Below are 19,511 nucleotides of genomic sequence, written 5' to 3'. Positions count from 1 at the left end.
ATTTGGGTAGTGGATTAATGTTTTAGAGCCGTATTTTGTTGGAGCTTGGTGTCTGATCCTTTTGGTCCCAGGTATGTCATCAGCGCTGGAAGCAGCATGCCGCGAACGAGGAAGGTGTCGATTAATATCCCGGCCGCCATGGCGAACCCGAACAGCATCAATTCTTGGAGCGGCTGTGTCATCAGCACACTGAAAGTAGCTGCAAGGACAATACCGGCAGAAGAGATGACCCCGCCCGTCAAAGCGACGCCGCGTCCAACAGCTTCCCTCCACGCATAGTTCTGAGCTTCCTCTTTAATCCTTGAGACCAACACAATGTTGTAATCGACTCCTAACGCAATGAGAAAGACGAACGTGTAGACAGGCAGTCGATAGCTAAAAGCATCATAGCCAAATCCGTAATGGAAGACACCCCATACTAGTCCCATAGTCGCCGCATAGGATAACAGCATGGTTGCGATCATCGTGAGAGCCAATCGGATGGATCGGGCCTGCCAAATAAGCATGAGGGTAATAAATAGCGTGATTAACGAAAATATGACGAGAGTATCACGTTTATTCATGGATCGAACATCCAATTGATCAGCCGTTTGGCCTGCAACATGCAGGGAAAACTGAGCAGGATCGAATCCGCTGTCTCGGAGTAATTGTTCACTATCCACACGCATTTGGTTAATCAAATCCAGTGCTTCCTGATCGTATGGGTTTTGCTTTAACGTCATCTGGAGTTTGATAGTATGCTTTTGTTGAGATAGCATCGCTTGGGCAGTTGGGCTATTGGAAGTCAGAAAATCCTTATTGATTTCAGGTGTGATTCCGCTAATCCCGTTTCTGTTTTTCATGGCATTAACTAATAAACTAGTTTTATCGATAAAAGCGGTATCCAAAACGATCTCTTTCTCCGACTTCAAAAGGATCGTAACCGGGGCTAACTGTCCCTGTGGGAAGCGCTGCTGTAGAAGCTCGAAGCCTTGTCGCGACGAAATATCGCTAGGGAAGGACTTCATTAAGTTAAATGAATACTTCATGCTTAACGTAGCAAAAGAGGGAATAATTAATACGATTAATAATAGGATGGCTGTGAAAGCAGACTTTTTTGTTATAAAAGCACTAACTTTTGCCCAGAATCCCTTCTGTTTCACTTCGGAAAGTGTCATCTCCCTCTTTGGAATCAGGGGCCAGAAGGCTTTGCGTCCAACGAGTGCAAACACAGCAGGGATTAAGGTCAACCCACCTAGCAGGATGATGATCATAGCAACCGAAAACACAGGCGCAAAGTGATGGTAAGGCTTGAAAATGGCAGCGAACAAAGTGAGCATGGCGATAAAGACCGTGCCGCCGCTGAATAAGATAGGTTCAGCTACTTTCGAGAAAGCTGTAGTCATCGCATCGTATTTGGAGTCTGTTTTCCTTAATTCAGACCGATAACGAGCAACGATAAATAAGCAATAATCGGTTAGCACCGCGAAAAGCAGAATCATCATGATGGAAAGGGATTGCTTCTCGACGAAGAACCAGCCCATTTTACCTGCTAATCCGAGGATTCGGTCCACAACTTGATACACCATGCCGGCAATAACTAAGGGCAGCAGGGCGAGCAGGGGTGAACGATAGATGATGATCAAAATGACTAAAATCAAAACAACCGTTGCCAGCATTAAGACGAAGTCAGCTTTCTTGAAAAGCATGATCGTATCGGAAGAGATGCCGGCAGGCCCTGTGATTTCAAGTTTGACAGCCCCCATGCCAATCTGATCCGCAGTATGTCGAATTTGCTCAAGGGTGTCATAGACTTGCCCGGATTCCAAATCCTTTTGTAATGAGACGGTTAGCAGGAGTGTTGTTTGATCCTCGGAAAATAAGGAATCCTGCTGAGGTCTGGGTAGTTGATGGAAAGGTATAGCACGCGTGACCAAGGGCGGTTTCTGATCGGAGCTAAGCCATTCGCTAATTTTTTGGATATTTCCGCGTTCTACATCTGTTATTGCGTTCTGTCCATGGAAGACAAGAAGAGCTGTCAAGCCATCTTGAGATGGATAGTCTTCTTTCAGAATTTGCTGAGCTGCCGCGGATAGCGTATCTTCATGGATGCTGCCTTCTCCGCCGCTTTTGGCAACTTCCTTCGAGGAGGGCGCAATAGCGCTTAATAAGATAATGGCTGTTAGCCAACTGATCAGTACGATTTTGGCACCTTTGGAGCTGCTTACGAAACGAGCTAACTGTGGTAAGAAACGATTCATTGTGTTCGTGTCCCCTCTCCTTATACTCGTTAGAATTGTAGGAAAGGAATATGAACGGACGATGAATGTTCGATTACAATCTCGGCAGTCGTACTGTAAACGTAGTGCCTTTATCGACTTCGCTCTGCACATCAATGCTTCCATGATGGAGCTGGGTAATTTTCTGTGCAATCGATAATCCCAAGCCGCTGCCGGAAAGAGCACGGTTTCTGGCCTTATCTGCTTTGTAGAAGCGATCAAAGATATGCGGTAGCTCAGATTCCGGAATCCCAATCCCTGTATCACTGATCTGAATGAGGATTTCCGTCTCCAGCTTCTGAATCTCGATCCGTAATGTATCTCCTGGCCTCGAAAACTTGATGCTGTTCGTGATGAAGTTCAGCCAAACTTGATGGAGCAGCTGGGCGTCTGCGGAGATGTCTGTCTCCGGCAGTTCTAGTTCGATCGCTATCTCTTTCTCAGTCCATTGCCACTCGGTGACAATCAGAATCTGGCGAATTTGCTCATCTAGTCGATAGACGCTGCGCTTAATGACATGGCTTTCTTTGTCTAAAGAGGCTAGCGTTAACAGCTGCTTACTTAGTGAGGACAACCGCTTGCTTTCTTCTAAAATAATATGAAGGTACCGTTCTTTCTCTTCTTCGGAGGTTTCTTTGTCAAGAATCGACTGAGCGAAGCCTTGGATGGATGTTAACGGTGACTGAATTTCATGAGAAACGTTGCCCACGAACTCCTGACGCATGTTATCCAGCTGTTTGAGGGACTGGGCCATGTAGGTGAAGTCTCTGGCCAGCTCTCCAATCTCATCTTGCCGGGAAACGTCCATGGCACTCTCAAAGTTTCCTTTGACGATCCGTTTAGTAGCTTCGGTTAACTTTTTAACAGGCTTAACAATGTATTGCGAGAAAATAATGATAAAGATAATACTAAAAAGAAACGTAAGCCCTAATAGAAAGGCCATAAGGATGCGAACGCCGCCAATTTGCTGCGTTAGATTAGGCCGCACGAATAGCGCATAAGGTTTTCCCTTTACCTGAATAGGGACACCAATGCTATTTTGAAGGCTATTTTCAAAGAATCCGGTCACCATGAGAAAATGACGCTCTTGCAAAACGCCCCGATACGGTTCTCCGGCTAAGACAAGCCTTATCTGCTCGGGATCCATCTGGGTATGTTTGAACGGAGTCCCGTAGAAGGTCCCTTCCATCCGATCGTTAACGACATAAAGTTGAAATCCCATATTGGCGATATGTGTAAAATAGGTTGCCGGCTCCAGATCAGGCACTTGTTCATACAAGGTGCGGATCTCCGTTGTGATTTTCCAAAGCTGATCTTCATTTTCGTCTCTTAATTTGGCCGAATAATAACTGTTCGAGAGGAGCAGGGCGAGCATACTGCTGACCATAGCAATGACAATGAAGGTAACAACGATGCGTGTATAGAGTGTCTTCACCGTTCGGTCACCTCAAGCTTATACCCAAGTCCTCGTACAGTTGTAATGACGAAATCATCGGTCATCTCAGAAAACCGCTCCCGCAAACGCTTAATATGGACATCAATGGTTCGGCTGTCGCCTTCATAATCCGTTCCCCAGAGCATTTGAATCAGCTGCTCTCGCGTGAATATGCGTCCTGGATGACTGGCTAATTGGGCTAACAGTTGAAATTCTTTGAGGGGAAGTAGAAGATTTTGGCCCCTAGCGATCACTTCATAGCTTTTGCGATTGATGATCGTTTGGTTCAAGGTAATCACCTCGGAGGAGACAAGCTGGTAACGGCGCAGTAAAGCTCGCGTTCGGAACAACAATTCCTTGGGCTCAAATGGTTTAACCATATAGTCATCGGTCCCAGATAGATAGCCCTTCTCTTTATCTTCGATTTCTCCTTTGGCTGTTAAAAGAAGGACAGGAATATCATAATGCTCGCGGATTTCGGAACATAGCTCCAGGCCATCGCGAAGAGGCATCATGACATCAACAACCGCCAAATGAATTTGCTCGGTTTCCATCACCTTGGACGCTTGTTCTCCGTCACTTGCTTCAAACACCGCATAGCCTTCCTTTGAAAATAAGAAACGGAGCAATTCCCGAATGTGAGCATCGTCATCGACTACTAGAATATGAGTTTTCAAGACTGGGGCACCTTCTTCATTAAAATCATTGAACTTTGCAACAGTGTAAACGAAAAAAAACCTTATTGCCACTTCTGATGTCAAAACGCCACGAGGGAGTTAAGAGACCAGAGAGCAGATAAGGTTTTCGCCAGAAAAGGGGGCTAATCCACCACGATATAGCCGATCATCGGACCGCTATGGGCAATATCCGTATGCGTCAAGCAAATGATGCGGTAAGTCCCTTCCTGATTGGCTGTAAAATGTACAACGGTTTCTTTCCCTTTCTTGACTTCACCGCTAATATTTAGCCCTTCGATGAGAAAAGGGTGGCTCTGACCGTTCACGCCATAGATGCTAAGCTTGATTCTCTCACCCTTTTGGACAACGACGGTTCCCGGATCCCATCGATAGGCTTCGATTGTTTTACCGTCTGCCGTGGTTGATTTGAACTCTCCGACAACCATGTGAATCGTTCTTTCCGCAGTCGGTTCGGCTGCCGTTGAAACGATGCTTCCACGGTTTATATACAGCAAGCCGGAGAGGAGCAGCAGCAGAGCAGCGGCTGCTAGATAGAGATGTTTACGTTTCACAATCCATACTCGGGACATGGTTGGTCCGCCTCCTGTACAAGGTATCTTGTACATCTTATGCGGAGGCTTGTCAGCGCATGATTATGATCTGATGAACAGTTCAAGCTGCTGTTCAAGTAGGGGTTCTAATTACCACCATGCTGTGGGGTAATGGGTTCTGGTTGCCCGGTGATAAACAAGGGCAACCAGCACGAGCACCGCGGCGCCGAGCAGCACCGGCGTGAGCAGGAAGCCCCAGCCCGCGCCCGTGAGCATCACGAGCAGCGGGTCGGCGCCGGCCGGCGGATGCAGCGTGCGCGTCAGCTGCATGAGCGTGATAGCGGCGCCAACGCCGAGGGCGAGGCTCCACGCGTGGACGCCGAAGGCGGAGAGCGTGCAGAGCCCGACGAGCGTGCTCAGCACGTGGCCGCCGACGAGGCTGCGGGGCTGCGCAAGCGGGCTCTGCGGGAGCGCGAAGGCGATGACGCAGGAAGCGCCGAAGGGCGCCATAAGCAGCGAGACTCGGGTGAAATCGCCGAGTAAGCTGCAAACCAGAATGGCGAGAAACCCGCCGATTCCGGGGATGAGCAGAGCGAATGCTTTAGGGAATGAAGCAGGGCTATTCATTGCTTGTGTACACCTCTTTTCCTTTATTAGTTCTCATGGTATCATGAGACGAATCATTTGAATAACGAATGATTATGATATTAGATATTTGATAATTCGATAGATAGGAGTGGAGTATGATGCTTGAACATATGGACGGGCGCAGCATGAAAACCTTCATCACGGTGATGGAGGAGAAAAGCTTCAGCAAGGCGGCCCTCAAGCTCGGATACGTGCAATCTACGGTTACGATGCATATTCATCAACTTGAGCAAACACTGGGTCAAGCGCTGTTTAAGCGTTTGCCACGAGGTGTAGAATTAACTGACGCGGGTAGAGAAGTTGCTCCCTATGCCTATCGTTACCTACAGCTTGGCGAATCCCTTCAAGATAAATTAACTGGTCTGCATGAACCCAAAGGCGTGGTACGGCTCCGAGCGCTTGAATCATTCTGCGTACCGCATCTCCCGCAGCTGCTGCCTACCATATTTGAACAATATCCTCAGATTCAATTGCAGCTGGAAACCGGATTTCAACGCGATATTATCCAAGAAGTGTCTGCGTACCGCGTTGACCTTGGTATTGTTCCTCGAGACCCGAAGGCTAACAATCTTACTTTTATACCTCTTATCCAGGATGAATTGGTATGGGTAGGGGCTCCTGCATTGGTAAGTCGTATGGAGAACGATGGTTGGGAAGCGATAGCGGATACCAAAGTAATCGGCTTTGGAAGCCGCTGTATTTACCAAACGATGGCCTCTCAGGTCTTAGCAGACAAAGGGTTAGCCACCTTTACAGCAATGGAGTTCGACAGCACGGAAATGATTAAACAGACCATGATGTTTGGAATGGGACTATCCTTAATGCCGTTAACATCGGTTCAGGAAGAGCTTCAAACGGGCAAACTGTTGAGACTGCAACAGGAGAAAACAATTCTGCTAGAGCATGGGCTCATTCATCGCTCAGGCAAAGACTTAAGTGCACCCGTACAAGCTTGCAAGGAGCACATTATATCCTACTTTTTAGCGCAAAAAGAGCGTGAAACTGGTTGATAGGAGCCCCTCTGTGATAGAATGTTTTATAGACTAGAAACGGATATTCTAAGTGGAGAGAGGTTTCATGGATGAGTGAGTTGATTCACAATGTACTGCTTTATTTGGAAGGGCTTGGGTATTGGGGGATTTTCCTCGGATTAATGTTGGAAGTTATCCCTAACGAATTGCTTTTGGCTTACGCAGGCTATTTGGTGTCAAAAGGTGAAATTAATTTTGTTGGTGCTATTATTTGCGCAGTAATCGGCGGTACCTTAGCACAAGTGGTGCTCTATTGGATCGGACGCTATGGAGGCAGACCCTTCCTTGAAAAGTACGGCAAATATTTGCTTATCAGCAAGCATCATATTGATGTAGCCGAGTCTTGGTTTAACCGTTATGGGACTGGCATGATCTTCACAGCTAGATTCATTCCCATTGTCCGTCATGCGATATCCCTTCCCGGCGGTATGGCCAAAATGCCACTAGGTAAGTTTACACTCTACACAGGTCTAGCTTTAATTCCATATTCCATTCTCTATGTCTACTTGGGCATGAAGCTCAAAGATAACTGGGAAACGATTGACGAAATCGCAGGACCTTACATTAAGCCATTAATTATCGCGGCTGTTATCTTGACTCTTTTGTATGTGGGTTATCAATTATATTTGAAAAGAAAAGCAAAGATATAAGCCACAAAGATTTGGAGCTTTCGCTTACATTTGCTACAATAAAAGAAACGAATGACGATTAGAGAGGATGAATAGCGATGAGTACGAATCTTGCAAGCAAGCTGCGCACGGGCTTAAAGCCGCAACAGTTCATTGACAGCATGGAGAAAAATCAAGAGCAATTTTTAGCTTATTACAATGGATTTGAATGGGATAATGAAGAGGATAAAGAGTATTTTGATTCTCTAAACAACCGGGATGATCTACGTTGTCTAATTGTTGCTGCGGATTGGTGCGGCGACGTTGTTCGCAACGTACCTGTCGTATTCAAGGCGCTGGAGAACAGCGGTATTCCTACGGAAGTACTTATTATTGAACAAAATTACGACGTTATTGACCAGTTCCTAACGGGTGGCGGTCGTGCGATTCCAATTGTTATATTTACAGATACAGGCGGTTTTGTTTTGGGACAATGGGGTCCGCGTCCTAAACACGTGCAAGCTGTCATGAATCAATTTAAAAAAGAAAATCCAGATCGTGAAGCGGCAGATTATAACGAAAAAATTCAAGTAGCCAGAGCCGAAATGGGCCGTCAATATGGTGAAGGTAACGGATATCATGCTGTTATTGTGAAGGAACTTCGTGAATTAATCGAGTCGTTCTAAGGTGAATACATATGATTAAAATAGAATCATTTGTTCTAGGCCCGGTAAGTACGAATGCGTATTTGTTATCTGATCCAGAAACGAAAAAAGGCATTATCATAGATCCTGGCATGAATCCTAAATCACTTATCAAAAAGATTGCCGATTTGGATATTGTAGCGATTCTCCTCACGCATGCTCATTTTGACCACATCGGTGGTGTCGATGAGATCCGTAAGCTCAAACGCTGCCCTGTGTATATCCACGATCTAGAAGCCGATTGGCTGACGAATCCGAAGAAAAACGGCTCAGCTCGCTGGCCTGATCTAGGTGCTCCGATTGAAACGGACCCAGCTGAATATGCGCTAGACGAAGGGCAGACGCTCGAGTTTCTTGGCATTAAGCTTAAGGTTTTCCATACCCCTGGTCATTCACCGGGAAGTGTGAGCTTCTTATACGAGAAGCACCTGTTCAGTGGAGATGTTTTGTTCAAACTGTCGGTAGGTCGAACGGATCTTCTCGGTGGGGATAACAACGTGCTGCTGGATTCCATTCAAGATAAGCTGTTTCTACTCGATGATGACGTCATTGTGTATCCCGGACATGGCGCCAAAACAACGATTGGCTTTGAACGAGAAAACAATCCATATGTGTAATATAGAAGGACTGTCCATGATGTATGGGACAGTCCTTTTGCCGTTTCATTAGCAGCATGAATGCTCGTTCGCCCATGACACCTAACCATTTTATTTGGATCTGGGTGTTTACCGTGTTCAAGGTAGGTGCTCCCCCATAGACTGATGTTGTAAGCTATTCACCCAACCTAATCGAAAACAAAGTTTAAGACCATTTAATTCAATGATGAAAGTTTTCCTTAAGGAAAACTTCGAGGAGGTGCTCTTTCATGGAATATGTAAAAGCTCCAACGTACCCGATGGCCCCAATGCCGATGCCAACCCCAATGCCAGCTCCAATGCCGATGCCGATGCCAGCCCCAATGCCGCAAGCTCCTATTATGCAAAGCCCGGTCCACAATGATATCCATTTGCACGCATCCTACCAACAAACACAGTATGTCTTCCCGAAACCGGCTGCTGTACACCACCCTGCTGTACACCACCCTGTAGCAAAAGTCAGCTCTTATAACTCAGTAGGAAGTATTCTCGTTCTGTTCATTTTGCTTGTCATTATTACACGTGGGATTTGTAAATATTAATTAACTGATCGTCAATAAAAAAGTAATCCACCTCGGGGACTTTCGACCGGAGTGGATTACTTTTTTGTTATTATTCAGTTGAACTTAGGAGCCGTAAACCTCGAAATCAAATAACGAATATCCGTATGTTGTTCCTCTGGCTGTACAAAGCACTCTCACATATCTTCCGTTTTTCGCGGTGAACGTATTATCGTCAATCCCGTAACTCCGTGCAGCAGAGAAGGCGTATGAATGCCGGGATGAGGGAGATAAGCATGGATATCAAATGGGGAAGGACAGGAATGTGTGTTCTATGTATAGAAATGCCAAGAAGGTGGCATCATAGATGTTATATGATGTATTGAACGGTGGGTGTTAAGGGGCATGGGAATAGGAATAGTAAATACGGCAATATGCTCTTACTGCGATCAACCAGCGACATTTCGAATCGGAAATGTTAACTATGAACTACATGCTTGTGACAAACATGAGGATGCCGCGTATATCAAGTTTGATAGAGTGACTGGTGAAGATTCGTGGAGGATGATTTCAATGGCCTCACATGGCTTTCCTGAATCTTGAAAATTATTCGTTGTATGTTCAGGTAAATTATTTATATCAAGGCCAGCAGAGTTATTTTGCTGGCTCATTTGTCTTGTCTTTTTGTTAAACGCCTCTAAAACAGCATCGATAAACTTCAATTGATCTTCAGAAATTGTATTCCTATCGGGTATTTTCTTGTCGTAATTAGACTAGTAGAATACAACGACATGAAAGTACCTACAATGAAACCTTGTTAAATCAAGGTTTTTTGTGTTTGTAGGGATATTCTTGTCGTTTTTTTTGCGACAAGAATATCCCTACAAAACATACGAACGACAAGAAAATCCCTGAAATACGTGAAATTGACGTTTAAAACGTGCAAAGCGTGCGTTTTTTTGTTTTGAAAATTATTTTCGGTTTTTTGGAAATACTTACTATGAGGTGGGATCACGTATGCACAAGGACGAGCTGATGATGAATTTTTCAGCCCAATTAAACGAAAATAGCCAGTATTTACAATCGGTAATGGGCGATAGCTCGGACTTTGTTGTGCGCAACTTGACACTACCGGGTAGTTTGCAGATGACCCTCTTTTACTTAGATGGCATGGTTGACAAACAAGCACTTCAGGAAAGCATTATCCAATGCTTACATGAGCGATCGTCACTTCTGGAGAATGAAATCTCGATCCAATCGATTAAAACGAATGTACTGAACGCCCCAGAAGTGCTAAGCACGTCCTCTATCGTGGAGGCATTGGATCTGATGCTTTCAGGTGCCGTGCTACTTGTAATGGACGGTGCTAGTGAAAGTATTGTAGTGCCAATGCAGGGTTGGGAAGAACGCAGCATTTCGGAATCGAAGACACAATCAGTTGTTAGAGGACCGCAGGATTCATTTACGGAAACGTTGCGAACGAATACAACCTTAGTTCGAAGAAGAGTGAAGGATACAAGGGTTCGAGTAACAGCTACCAAGGTTGGAGGCTTAACGAAAACGGATATAGCTTTCATGTATATCGAAGGTTTGGCCAATCAGGAACTCGTCAATACGTTGCAACTCCGTCTAAATAAAGCCAATTCAGAGAATATTCTGGAGGGAGAGTATTTAGAAGAAATTCTATTAGAGGAGAAACAACTCACGTTATTTCCGGTTATTTACAATACAGATCGGCCAGATATTATCGCTTCCGGCCTCTTGGAAGGCAAAATTGCCATTTTCATTGATGGAACGCCATTTGTTCTATTGGCACCAGCTTTGTTCGTGGATTTTTTCAAATCAGTTGAGGATAAGTATCAATCTGTTATTTTTAGTAATCTTATTCGATTATTACGTTACTTTGCATTATCTATTTGTATGCTGGCACCTTCTGTCTATATAACCCTTACGACATTTCATCAGGACATGCTGCCATCACAGCTTTTATTAAGCTTAGCTGCACAACGAGAAGGCGTTCCATTTCCAGCATTTTTCGAGGCTATTCTTATGGAGATTACCTTTGAAATACTACGTGAAGCAGGGATTAGAATGCCTCGTACCGTCGGACAAGCTGTTTCCATTGTTGGCACGATTGTTATCGGACAGGCAGCTGTAGAAGCTACGATTGTTTCAGCGGTTATGGTCATTGTTGTAGCCATAACGGCGATATCCAGTTTTGTCATTCCATCATACAGTATGTCGATTCCCATTCGAATCGTCCGTTTCGGTTTTATGATTCTTGCAGCTTCTTTTGGCATGTATGGTTTAACCATAGGGATCATTCTATTATTGATTCATTTATGCCATTTGAATTCTTTTGGTGTTCCGTACATGAGTCCTCTTGCACCCTTCGATAAAACGGAGCAAAGCGACGGTATTTTACGTTTGCCTTTTCGAAATAGGAAGTAACCATGAACCGAACGGAGAATGTCACCGTGAAACAAGTTGGATATATGACTTTTTTGAGATGCACGGCAGCTTTACTGATCGTATTCCTAATGTCAGGATGTTGGAATCGGAGAGAGTTAAATGAGCTATCGGTTGTACTTGCGATGGGGATTGACTATAAGGACGATCAATATATGGTGACCGTTCAAGTAGTTGATCCATCTCAAATGTCAAGAAATCGCGCGGCAGAACGCTCTCCAACACATGTTTACACAGAAAAAGCTGTAACCATGTTCGAAGCGTTGCGGAAAGTAACATCACAATCTTCAAGGAAATTGTATTTTTCTCAAATGCTTTTACTGCTATTTGATGAAGATGTTGCACGATCAGGTATTAAAGAACCGTTGGATTTTCTATTTCGCGATCACGAAGTTAGACCTGACTTTAATATAGCAGTAGCCAGAGGGAGCAGCGCCAAAGATATCATGTCTTTTGTTACACCGATGGAAGTTCTTCCTGCTATGGATTTATATAAATCGCTTCGTGTTTCCGAAAAGGTTTGGGCACCAACTGCTGCGGTCAATGTGAAAACGATCATGGAGAATTTGACTAAAAAAGGGATTGAACCTGTTCTGACCGGACTGACTTTGGAAGGTGATATCGAGAAAGGGATGCTTGGAGAAAACATCAAACAACCTCAAGCTTATGCCAATTTCAAATTTAAAGGGATAGGAATTTTCCGAGATGATCGCTTAATTGGATGGCTGAATGATTCTGATAGTAAGTCATTTTCTTTCATTACGAATCATGTATCTAATACTGTAGCTCATATTAAGTGTCCTCGTTCGAATGGTTTATTTAATGTTGAGGTTAAACAGGCAAAGGTGAAAGCAGTTCCTACAATGAAAGCTGGCAAGCCATTTGTAAATTTGAATGTGTTTATAGAAGCTAACGTTGCCGAAGTACAATGTAAGTTAGATTTGAAGGATGAGGCTACCTTTCTTACCATGCAAACGAATGCGAGTAAACAATTGAAGCAAGTCATTACGAATGGCATTCATCATGTCCAAGACACTTACGGTGTTGATATTTATGGCTTTGGGGAGTTATTCCATAGGAAGTATCCAACTTATTGGCATCAACAGGTAGAGGATTGGGATCACATATTTAGCAACCTGCCGGTTGAAATTACGATGAACTACAAGCTTCGCAAGTTTGGTAAAATCATCAGTCCCATTGCTAATAATTCTCAGCAAAATAAGGAGTGAATACGGTTGATACTTGTTTTTCTCATGATACTTGCCGTCATATCTTTTCTTATCGAAGGCAGAAGTTTAAAGAAACAAAAGCATAATCGCGATTTGGTTGTAAGTGGAGGATTTCTTATGATAGGCGTAATCTTGTGTGTTTTACATATTTACCATCTGAAAGTTCCTAGCCCAATGTCGATCATTGAGAATGTGTTTCGTCCAGTCAGCAATTATGTTACAGGAATTCTCTCATAAGGAAAGGGGTTTACAAATGACCAAGCAGCTCATTTCGACTCGGCAAGCAACCATGTGGTTTACACTTTATCAATTGGGAAGCGCCTTGCTAATTCTACCAGCTGCTTTGGCTGGCATATCCAAACAGGATGCTTGGATTTCAGTTGTAGTTGCAATCGGATTATTTCTTTCCTTCAGTCCTGTCTATATCAAGTTAGCGTCTCAAATGAAAGGCCATGACGTTATTGTACATCTTACTTACCTAATAGGCAGATTTCCTGCGAAAATTTCACTCTTTTTCTTCTTAATGTGCTTCCCATTTCTGACCTTCACTTTGGTATTGAATGATTTGGGCGCATTTCTAACGACGTCCATTATCCCTGAAACACCCTATGAGACGATCTATTTATTAATGATCATCGCGGTAATTTGTGTTGTTAGAGCTGGAGTCACAGTTGTGGGGAGAGTAGCAGAGCTCTTGTTTTTTTCCTATTTGTTTCTAGTTATCATTGGATATTCGGGTTTACTGCCTGTGTTTAAAATGGAAAATATACTTCCCATGCTTGAATATGGGTTTAAGCCTGTTATTCACGGTTCTCTGCTGCTTCTAGCGTTCCCTTATTTAGAGGGTGTGCTTTTTTTGTTTTTTGCTCCTCATGTTCAAAATCTAACTAAATGGAAGAGTATTATGGTGAAAAGTACCATGATGAGTGGAATAACCTTCTTAGTCATTACTTTTTTGGTGATTGGGACACTTAGTGAGGGTGTGACAGCCAATTTAACTTATCCCAGTTATTTCGTATTGCGTACAGTGAACTTCGCCGATATCTATGAACGATTTGAGCAATTGTTTGCTATGTTATGGTATATTACCATTTTTTTTCGCTTGACATTACTTCTACACGTCGTTTCACATGGGCTGGCTGGGATCTTTCAGTTAAAGAACGCAAAGTCACTACTCATCCCGTTGTCATTCATCGCGCTCACCAGTGCGAAGGATATTTTCCCTAACTATCCTGCTGATATGATCGCTTTTCAAGTGTGGCCCTTTTATATCCTTATATTTGGTATGCTGCTTCCATTAATCCTACTCATTCTGGGGTGGATGAAGAGAAGAGGGGCTCAAGTAAATTGAAACTAATTGTCCATTTGTGGCTTGAACGGTATTATTTTACGACATTTTCGCATATGATTCGTTAGGAAGCGAATATATTAAGGGCCGGAGAGTGGAAGGGCATGTCTTTTTTTGATAAAGTCAAGCAAGGGGCATCAGAGGCAGCGAAGAAAGCGCAACAAACCGTTGAGATTACGAAATTCAAAACTCAAATATCATTGAAAGAAAGAGAAATTGATAAAATCTATAAATTAATTGGGGAATCGGTCTATACTTCGTATCTTTCTGGAGACTATACACAGGTAGAAGCCAATGTTAAGGACTATTGCCAAGGCATAGCTCAAATCAACCAAGAGATCAGCGAAATTGAACAGAAGATTACAGAGGTTCGGAATGAAAAAGAATGCGTATGCGGCAAAGTGGTTGTAGCTGACACCAAGTTCTGTTCGTCATGTGGACATCATTTTGTTTGAGTAGTAGGATGAAGGAGAAAGCAGTTATCGCAGAGAATGCTTCTGTGAGAACTGCTTTTTTGTTGATCCTCAACCTATGCTATGATGTTTTAGAAATAGGTAAGTTAAATGGAGGAATTGAGATGGCTGAGCATATCCAAAATCCTGTTGTCAAAGTAGAAATGCTGATTAGAAAACCTGTTCATGAGGTATTTGAAACTTTTATCAACCCTGAGATTACTTCAAAATTCCTGGTTTACCCAATGTAGTGGAAGATTAGAGGCTGGAACTCGCGTTCATTGGGATTGGGCCATGTACGGAGCATCCGCAGAGGTTGTGGTCAAAGAAATCGAAGTAAACAAGCGAATTCTACTTGATTGGGGTACCTTGGTTGAGTGGACATTCACCACACAAGCAGATAACGAAACATTCGTCACGATCACGAACACGGGTTTCACGTGGGATGTCCGTGTAGCCTAGTAAATAAGCGGCTCTTTTGATCCTCTCCGTTTTGACGATGGAAGGGAAGGACTGTCCCAATTCATCAGAAATCAGACGTGATAGCTGTCGTTCCGATAGATGGAGGCTCTGCGCCACATCACTAAGCGCTATCTTATGAGAAAGGTGATCCTGTATATAAGCTTTGACCTTCTTAAGCGTGCCTTGCATCTCCTTTTATAGTTTAACGACATGAAAATACCTACTAAAGAACCTTGTTAATTCAAGGTTTTTTTTGTACACATTCGAGGGATTTTCATGTCGCATTGTTCGTTTTCGAGGTATTTTATTGTCATGAATTTCTGTGGTTTTAATGTTTGTAGGAGGGATATTACTTGGTTGTAATCTAGCATGTTAAAAAGACGTATTGACAGCTTTTCAGCTCCATTCTATAATTTAAACAAACGTTTAATTTAAACGATCGTTTAACGAAGAGGAGTGGTTAAAATGAACCAAGCACTAGGTGCATTTCTAAAACAAGCAACGACGAAGGTCGGGATTATCACAGCCATTACGTTTCAGTTGTTGTTTAGTTTGATTTGGATGACGGGTTATAAGGGAGTAACCGATAATACGAGCCAATTAAAGATCGCGATCGTCAATGAAGATCAAGGTTTGGGGAGCAAAATTGTTCAAAACCTGCAGGGCAATCTTCCGTTTCAAACGGAGTTAGTGTCTACTAATGAACAAGCACAAAATCTGTTAAATGATAGACAAGTTCAGATGGTTATGCACATCTCGGCTGATTTCTCTAAACAGCTTCAAACACCAGGACAGACGGTACCCATTACATATACAATTAATGAGTCTAATCCTTCAATGACGAAGTCTGTGATGCAAGCGGTAGCTGGGAATGTTACGGCGTCTGTTAACAAAGAGGCAGTAGCAGCTGGGACATCAGCAGTCCTTACACAGATGAATCCGAAGCTGCCAGCCGAGCAAGCAGGGCAAATAGCTCAAGGACTCGCAACTAAGGTGACCTCGGACATTCAAAGCACCAATAAAGTAAAGGATATGCCGAATCAGATGCTTCCTATGATGCTCGTGCTTGCTTCTATTGTGGGTACGATGATCATGGGAATGAACTTTAATGTATCTACGAATATACTCGGTGTATCTGTTAATAAATTGGGTAAAATGACTGCAAGAATCGCTGTGACTGTCATTGCGGTCGTTGTTGTGGGACTGATCAGTGCAACAATGGTCGTTGCCTTGGGCGGGCATGTGGAGAAAGGCTTTTTATCCCTTTGGGCGTTCGAAACCTTATTCTTACTCACCTTTGCGCTCGTCGCTCAAATGTTTTTGACATTGTTTGGGAACGCAGGTATGCTATTTAACATCGCGATGTTGTCCTTGCAATTGGTGTCTTCTGGCGCTATTGTGCCAAGGGAGCTTTTATCGCATTTTTATCATACAATCAGTAATGCTTTCCCAGCTACCTATGCAGTGAATGGGTTAATGAATATCTTGTTTGGTGGACCAGGTGTTGCCAAGGAAGTCAGTTTCTTGTTTCTTATTGCCGCAGTTGCACTAGTCATTGATATTTTGGTTGTGTCTGCGAAAAAGGCAAAAGCAGTGCCTGCTATGGAACAACGTCCACAGACCGCTTAGCTCAAGTACGAGGAGGGCGTTGATAAAATGGCTGAACCAGAATTAGATATGAAAATGAAAATTCTTTTGGCAGCGAAAAAGCTTTTTGCGAAGAATGGTTACGATGCGACAAGTGTTCGTCAAATATGTGAGGAGGCCGGGGCCAATGTGGCTCTGGTTTCCTATTATTTTGGTGGAAAAGAGAGCGTTTTCTATGAGATATTTAATCAGTTTTTTCCGAAGAACAAGTTAATTGATTTTTTTGCCATTGAAGATCCCACTGTAGGTATCCGGACGATTATTCAGGGTGTCATAGAGATCAGAAGTGTTGATCCACAAATGATTACAATTATGCAAATGGAAATTATTACGATCACCCCACGTGTGGAGAAAATGAGAGAGCTCGTGTATCCATTATGGAAAAAGGTAAGGGATTTGCTAGAGAAAGGCAGGCAGGACGGGATTTTTCATTTTGAATCTTTGGATAGCACGCTTATGTTTGTACTGGGCTCCATCTTTTTTTATAAGCAGAGGGAGTTTTTTGAGCTTTTATTTACGGAGGAGCGACCGGATACGCAGACAATAATTGCGCAAACAACAACTTATGTGATGAACGCATTAGGATATCAACGTAAAGGGGATTGATGGAACAATGAGTAAAACGTGTATCGTATGTTTGGGTGAGCTTTTGATTGATTTCGTACCGGAGGTGAACGGGCAAGCATTGGCAGACGTTACGAACTTCCAGCGGGCGGCGGGCGGAGCGCCGGCCAATGTCGCTGCAGCGGTCGCCAAGTTGGGCGGCGACGCAAGGTTTATCGGTAAAATCGGCCGTGACCCATTCGGCGATTTTTTGGTGCGCACGCTAGACGAAGTCGGCGTGCATACGGCAGTTGTGCAGACCGATGAGGCGAAGACCGGTCTTGCGTTTGTTTCACTGCGCGCGGATGGTGAGCGCGATTTCTTGTTTTTCCGCGACCCGGCGGCGGACATGCTGCTGCGCGCAGACGAAGTCCAGGCGCAGTGGCTGGAAGACGCCGCGGTCTATCATTTCGGCTCGGTATCACTGATCGCCGAGCCTTGCCGCACCGCGACGCTGGACGCAGCGCGCCGAGCGAGAGAATTTGGTGCATTGGTGTCGTACGACCCCAATGTTCGCCTGGCATTGTGGCCTAGCGCTGACGCAGCTCGGGCAGAAATTCTTGCGCAGCTTCCGCTTGCGGATGTGGTCAAAGTCAGCGAGGAGGAAGTCGAATTCCTCCTCGGCGTGGACGCGACCACAGGGGCGCAGCAGCTGCTGCAGCGCGGACCTAAAGTGATTATCATCACTTTAGGCCCTGGGGGCTGCCGTGTCGTGACCGCACGGCAGGATGTCGTTATCCCCGGCCAGCCTGTGGCAGCCGTGGATACGACTGGCGCCGGTGATAGTTTTGTCGGCGGAATGCTTTTTCAGCTGGTATCGCTTGGCGCTACGCCAGCAACCATCGTCGACGTGCTCGCTGAAACAGGAGCCGCTGAGCAGGTATTCGCCTTCGCCAACCGCGTAGGCGCAATTACGACGACGCGCAGGGGGGCGATTCCTGCGCTCCCTACGCTAGCGGAAGTGCAAGGCTAGCTTGTGAGAAGCCAAGCCTATACCCACTATCCCCACAGCTCAGTAATAAATGCAAGAAAAGCTTCAACCAATTAACCGAAAGTTAAACGGGATGAAATAGATTCCTGATGTATATGCAATTCTGAGTGAAAGGGATAGTGTTGTGAGACCGAGCTTTAAGAGCTATCAATGCAGAGCGATCGATTCATGGAAACCAAGTCTATGCCCACTATCCCCATAGCTCAGAAATAAATGCAAGAAAAGTTTCATCCAATTAACCTAAAGTTAACGAGATGAAATAGATTCCTGACGTATGTGCAATTCTGAGTGAAAGGGATAGTGATTCTACAGAGGGCCAAGGCACAAACATTATGGTGCAGGTCGTAGCCCACAGTGAATTAGGTATATTTTGCGAAGAACGCAAATTTCGGATGTAGTCCGGAGGTTGCGTTCTTTTTGTTTACATTGAGGTAAAGGCACCCTAACATCTACATTCCTTCCCGGAATTAGACGATAGGGTGTTTTTAGTGTGGAATGACCTTAACCGACAACGTTTATCGAGAATATCTGTCATATGACATTATGGCACTAGCCGATTTTACATCACAAGAACTAGCATAAGAGTTGTAAGGGATTTCTAAAAAGAGAGGAACAGATGGACATGAATCAAAGAATCCGGAAAGACTTGAGAAACGTCTGTTTTTTGTTGCTTACTTTTGTGACAGGGTTGTTTTACTTTTGCTTTTATTTGGTGGGTATTACATTGGGGGTCTCGATGGCGTTCACTTTAGTAGGGCTTCCGATCCTCCATTATGTTTTGCGTTCCACTGGTGCGTTTGTGCAGCACGAACGGATTCAAACCGAAGCCTACACAGATATCTACATTGGCCCTGGTCCAAGCCGAACAAGAACGGAAGGAAGCTTATGGGATCAGGTTAAAGCTGAATTATCCGATACGCGTAATTGGAAAGCGATATTCGTGCTGATGTTGAGATTCGTTATCGAACTTGTCAGTGTGATTTGCGCTGCTCTTTTCTATGTGACACCGCTTACTCTCCTGTTAGCGCCCTTCTTGTCCGTCTTGAATCTGTTAGATTATTTTTCATTCTTAGGGATGGAAATCAGAACGTTTGGCGACTCACTCTACGTCATGCTTGCAGGTGTAATCCTTATATGGTTCGGTCCGTATTTGGGTAATGGCTTGGTAAGGATGATCGGGAGCCATACGCATCGTATGGTTGAAGGTTTATCTGGAAAATAAAACCAGCTGTAGTCTAGCATTAAAGGAATGTGCATATCAAA

Annotated in this window: 21 protein-coding genes; 15 read left to right on the top strand and 6 right to left on the bottom strand. The window is 44.3% G+C overall.

The window, feature by feature from the left end:
* Positions 1-14 precede the first annotated feature (14 nt).
* From AC58UU_RS32920 to AC58UU_RS32900, 5 genes are all read right to left on the bottom strand, one after another.
* A complete protein-coding gene (locus AC58UU_RS32920; protein ID WP_497321759.1) occupies positions 15-2,240 on the bottom strand; it encodes an MMPL family transporter in 2,226 nt (741 codons plus the stop codon).
* Positions 2,241-2,313: 73 nt separating this feature from the next.
* Complete coding sequence (locus AC58UU_RS32915; RefSeq protein WP_497321758.1) at positions 2,314-3,693, bottom strand: sensor histidine kinase; 1,380 nt, start codon at positions 3,691-3,693, stop codon at positions 2,314-2,316.
* Entirely contained in the window at positions 3,690-4,370 is a 681-nt protein-coding gene (locus AC58UU_RS32910; RefSeq protein ID WP_497321757.1) for a response regulator transcription factor, read from the bottom strand. The genes AC58UU_RS32915 and AC58UU_RS32910 overlap by 4 nt, the downstream gene beginning before the upstream one ends.
* Before the next feature lie 143 nt (positions 4,371-4,513).
* Positions 4,514-4,960: a cupredoxin domain-containing protein gene (locus tag AC58UU_RS32905; RefSeq protein ID WP_497321756.1), complete on the bottom strand. Its 447-nt coding sequence runs from the start codon at positions 4,958-4,960 to the stop codon at positions 4,514-4,516.
* Between the two features lie 111 nt (positions 4,961-5,071).
* Positions 5,072-5,548: an HPP family protein gene (locus tag AC58UU_RS32900; RefSeq protein ID WP_497321755.1), complete on the bottom strand. Its 477-nt coding sequence runs from the start codon at positions 5,546-5,548 to the stop codon at positions 5,072-5,074.
* Between the two features lie 116 nt (positions 5,549-5,664).
* Here AC58UU_RS32900 and AC58UU_RS32895 point away from each other — a divergent pair, with 116 nt between their 5' ends.
* The 5 genes from AC58UU_RS32895 to AC58UU_RS32875 all read left to right on the top strand — a co-directional run bounded on the left by AC58UU_RS32895 (position 5,665) and on the right by AC58UU_RS32875 (position 9,089).
* Positions 5,665-6,579: a LysR family transcriptional regulator gene (locus AC58UU_RS32895; protein ID WP_497321754.1), complete on the top strand. Its 915-nt coding sequence runs from the start codon at positions 5,665-5,667 to the stop codon at positions 6,577-6,579.
* A 71-nt stretch (positions 6,580-6,650) separates the two neighbouring features.
* On the top strand, positions 6,651-7,250 hold the full coding sequence (uptA, locus tag AC58UU_RS32890) for an undecaprenyl phosphate transporter UptA (protein WP_497321753.1): 600 nt from the start codon (positions 6,651-6,653) through the stop codon (positions 7,248-7,250).
* Positions 7,251-7,327: 77 nt separating this feature from the next.
* On the top strand, positions 7,328-7,894 hold the full coding sequence (locus AC58UU_RS32885; RefSeq protein WP_307434440.1) for a thioredoxin family protein: 567 nt from the start codon (positions 7,328-7,330) through the stop codon (positions 7,892-7,894).
* An 11-nt stretch (positions 7,895-7,905) separates the two neighbouring features.
* Positions 7,906-8,529, top strand: a complete 624-nt coding sequence (locus AC58UU_RS32880) for an MBL fold metallo-hydrolase (protein ID WP_307434437.1) — start codon at positions 7,906-7,908, stop codon at positions 8,527-8,529.
* 248 nt (positions 8,530-8,777) lie between these two features.
* On the top strand, positions 8,778-9,089 hold the full coding sequence (locus AC58UU_RS32875; protein ID WP_497321752.1) for a hypothetical protein: 312 nt from the start codon (positions 8,778-8,780) through the stop codon (positions 9,087-9,089).
* Between the two features lie 440 nt (positions 9,090-9,529).
* On the opposite strand, the gene AC58UU_RS32870 is transcribed toward AC58UU_RS32875, so the two are convergent.
* A complete protein-coding gene (locus AC58UU_RS32870) occupies positions 9,530-9,769 on the bottom strand; it encodes a hypothetical protein (RefSeq protein WP_497321751.1) in 240 nt (79 codons plus the stop codon).
* Positions 9,770-10,064: 295 nt separating this feature from the next.
* On the opposite strand from AC58UU_RS32870, the gene AC58UU_RS32865 reads away from it, so the two are divergent.
* From AC58UU_RS32865 to AC58UU_RS32820, 10 genes are all read left to right on the top strand, one after another.
* Complete coding sequence (locus tag AC58UU_RS32865) at positions 10,065-11,498, top strand: spore germination protein (protein WP_497321750.1); 1,434 nt, start codon at positions 10,065-10,067, stop codon at positions 11,496-11,498.
* Positions 11,499-11,500: 2 nt separating this feature from the next.
* A complete protein-coding gene (locus tag AC58UU_RS32860; RefSeq protein WP_497321749.1) occupies positions 11,501-12,745 on the top strand; it encodes a Ger(x)C family spore germination protein in 1,245 nt (414 codons plus the stop codon).
* 253 nt (positions 12,746-12,998) lie between these two features.
* A complete protein-coding gene (locus AC58UU_RS32855) occupies positions 12,999-14,096 on the top strand; it encodes a GerAB/ArcD/ProY family transporter (RefSeq protein WP_497321748.1) in 1,098 nt (365 codons plus the stop codon).
* Between the two features lie 101 nt (positions 14,097-14,197).
* Complete coding sequence (locus AC58UU_RS32850) at positions 14,198-14,548, top strand: zinc ribbon domain-containing protein (protein WP_497321747.1); 351 nt, start codon at positions 14,198-14,200, stop codon at positions 14,546-14,548.
* Between the two features lie 8 nt (positions 14,549-14,556).
* Complete coding sequence (locus AC58UU_RS32845) at positions 14,557-14,796, top strand: hypothetical protein (protein WP_497321746.1); 240 nt, start codon at positions 14,557-14,559, stop codon at positions 14,794-14,796.
* Complete coding sequence (locus AC58UU_RS32840; RefSeq protein WP_497321745.1) at positions 14,732-15,007, top strand: SRPBCC domain-containing protein; 276 nt, start codon at positions 14,732-14,734, stop codon at positions 15,005-15,007. Before AC58UU_RS32845 ends, AC58UU_RS32840 begins: the two co-directional genes overlap by 65 nt.
* A 465-nt stretch (positions 15,008-15,472) precedes the next feature.
* Positions 15,473-16,636: a YhgE/Pip domain-containing protein gene (locus tag AC58UU_RS32835; RefSeq protein ID WP_497321744.1), complete on the top strand. Its 1,164-nt coding sequence runs from the start codon at positions 15,473-15,475 to the stop codon at positions 16,634-16,636.
* Positions 16,637-16,663: 27 nt separating this feature from the next.
* Entirely contained in the window at positions 16,664-17,260 is a 597-nt protein-coding gene (locus AC58UU_RS32830; protein ID WP_497321743.1) for a TetR/AcrR family transcriptional regulator, read from the top strand.
* A 7-nt stretch (positions 17,261-17,267) separates the two neighbouring features.
* On the top strand, positions 17,268-18,230 hold the full coding sequence (locus tag AC58UU_RS32825) for a PfkB family carbohydrate kinase (protein WP_497321742.1): 963 nt from the start codon (positions 17,268-17,270) through the stop codon (positions 18,228-18,230).
* A 634-nt stretch (positions 18,231-18,864) separates the two neighbouring features.
* Positions 18,865-19,470 carry a sensor domain-containing protein gene (locus AC58UU_RS32820; RefSeq protein WP_497321741.1) on the top strand — a complete coding sequence of 202 codons (606 nt, stop codon included), beginning with the start codon at positions 18,865-18,867 and terminating at the stop codon, positions 19,468-19,470.
* Positions 19,471-19,511 lie beyond the last annotated feature (41 nt).

The sequence above is a fragment of the Paenibacillus sp. JT22N1 genome (assembly GCF_059692155.1).
This window is presented reverse-complemented; position numbering and strand designations above follow the sequence as displayed.

Excerpts from the sequence above, each read along its gene's own strand:
- AC58UU_RS32830 (WP_497321743.1), top strand. The coding sequence starts at position 16,664 with ATGGCTGAACCAGAATTAGATATGAAAATGAAAATTCTTTTGGCAGCG.
- AC58UU_RS32855 (WP_497321748.1), top strand. The coding sequence starts at position 12,999 with ATGACCAAGCAGCTCATTTCGACTCGGCAAGCAACCATGTGGTTTACA.
- AC58UU_RS32905 (WP_497321756.1), bottom strand. The coding sequence starts at position 4,960 with ATGTCCCGAGTATGGATTGTGAAACGTAAACATCTCTATCTAGCAGCC.
- AC58UU_RS32920 (WP_497321759.1), bottom strand. The coding sequence starts at position 2,240 with ATGAATCGTTTCTTACCACAGTTAGCTCGTTTCGTAAGCAGCTCCAAA.
- AC58UU_RS32820 (WP_497321741.1), top strand. The coding sequence starts at position 18,865 with ATGGACATGAATCAAAGAATCCGGAAAGACTTGAGAAACGTCTGTTTT.
- AC58UU_RS32895 (WP_497321754.1), top strand. The coding sequence starts at position 5,665 with ATGATGCTTGAACATATGGACGGGCGCAGCATGAAAACCTTCATCACG.
- AC58UU_RS32840 (WP_497321745.1), top strand. The coding sequence starts at position 14,732 with ATGAGGTATTTGAAACTTTTATCAACCCTGAGATTACTTCAAAATTCC.
- uptA (WP_497321753.1), top strand. The coding sequence starts at position 6,651 with ATGAGTGAGTTGATTCACAATGTACTGCTTTATTTGGAAGGGCTTGGG.
- AC58UU_RS32875 (WP_497321752.1), top strand. The coding sequence starts at position 8,778 with ATGGAATATGTAAAAGCTCCAACGTACCCGATGGCCCCAATGCCGATG.
- AC58UU_RS32835 (WP_497321744.1), top strand. The coding sequence starts at position 15,473 with ATGAACCAAGCACTAGGTGCATTTCTAAAACAAGCAACGACGAAGGTC.
- AC58UU_RS32865 (WP_497321750.1), top strand. The coding sequence starts at position 10,065 with ATGCACAAGGACGAGCTGATGATGAATTTTTCAGCCCAATTAAACGAA.
- AC58UU_RS32825 (WP_497321742.1), top strand. The coding sequence starts at position 17,268 with ATGAGTAAAACGTGTATCGTATGTTTGGGTGAGCTTTTGATTGATTTC.
- AC58UU_RS32885 (WP_307434440.1), top strand. The coding sequence starts at position 7,328 with ATGAGTACGAATCTTGCAAGCAAGCTGCGCACGGGCTTAAAGCCGCAA.
- AC58UU_RS32845 (WP_497321746.1), top strand. The coding sequence starts at position 14,557 with ATGAAGGAGAAAGCAGTTATCGCAGAGAATGCTTCTGTGAGAACTGCT.
- AC58UU_RS32850 (WP_497321747.1), top strand. The coding sequence starts at position 14,198 with ATGTCTTTTTTTGATAAAGTCAAGCAAGGGGCATCAGAGGCAGCGAAG.
- AC58UU_RS32900 (WP_497321755.1), bottom strand. The coding sequence starts at position 5,548 with ATGAATAGCCCTGCTTCATTCCCTAAAGCATTCGCTCTGCTCATCCCC.
- AC58UU_RS32880 (WP_307434437.1), top strand. The coding sequence starts at position 7,906 with ATGATTAAAATAGAATCATTTGTTCTAGGCCCGGTAAGTACGAATGCG.
- AC58UU_RS32860 (WP_497321749.1), top strand. The coding sequence starts at position 11,501 with ATGAACCGAACGGAGAATGTCACCGTGAAACAAGTTGGATATATGACT.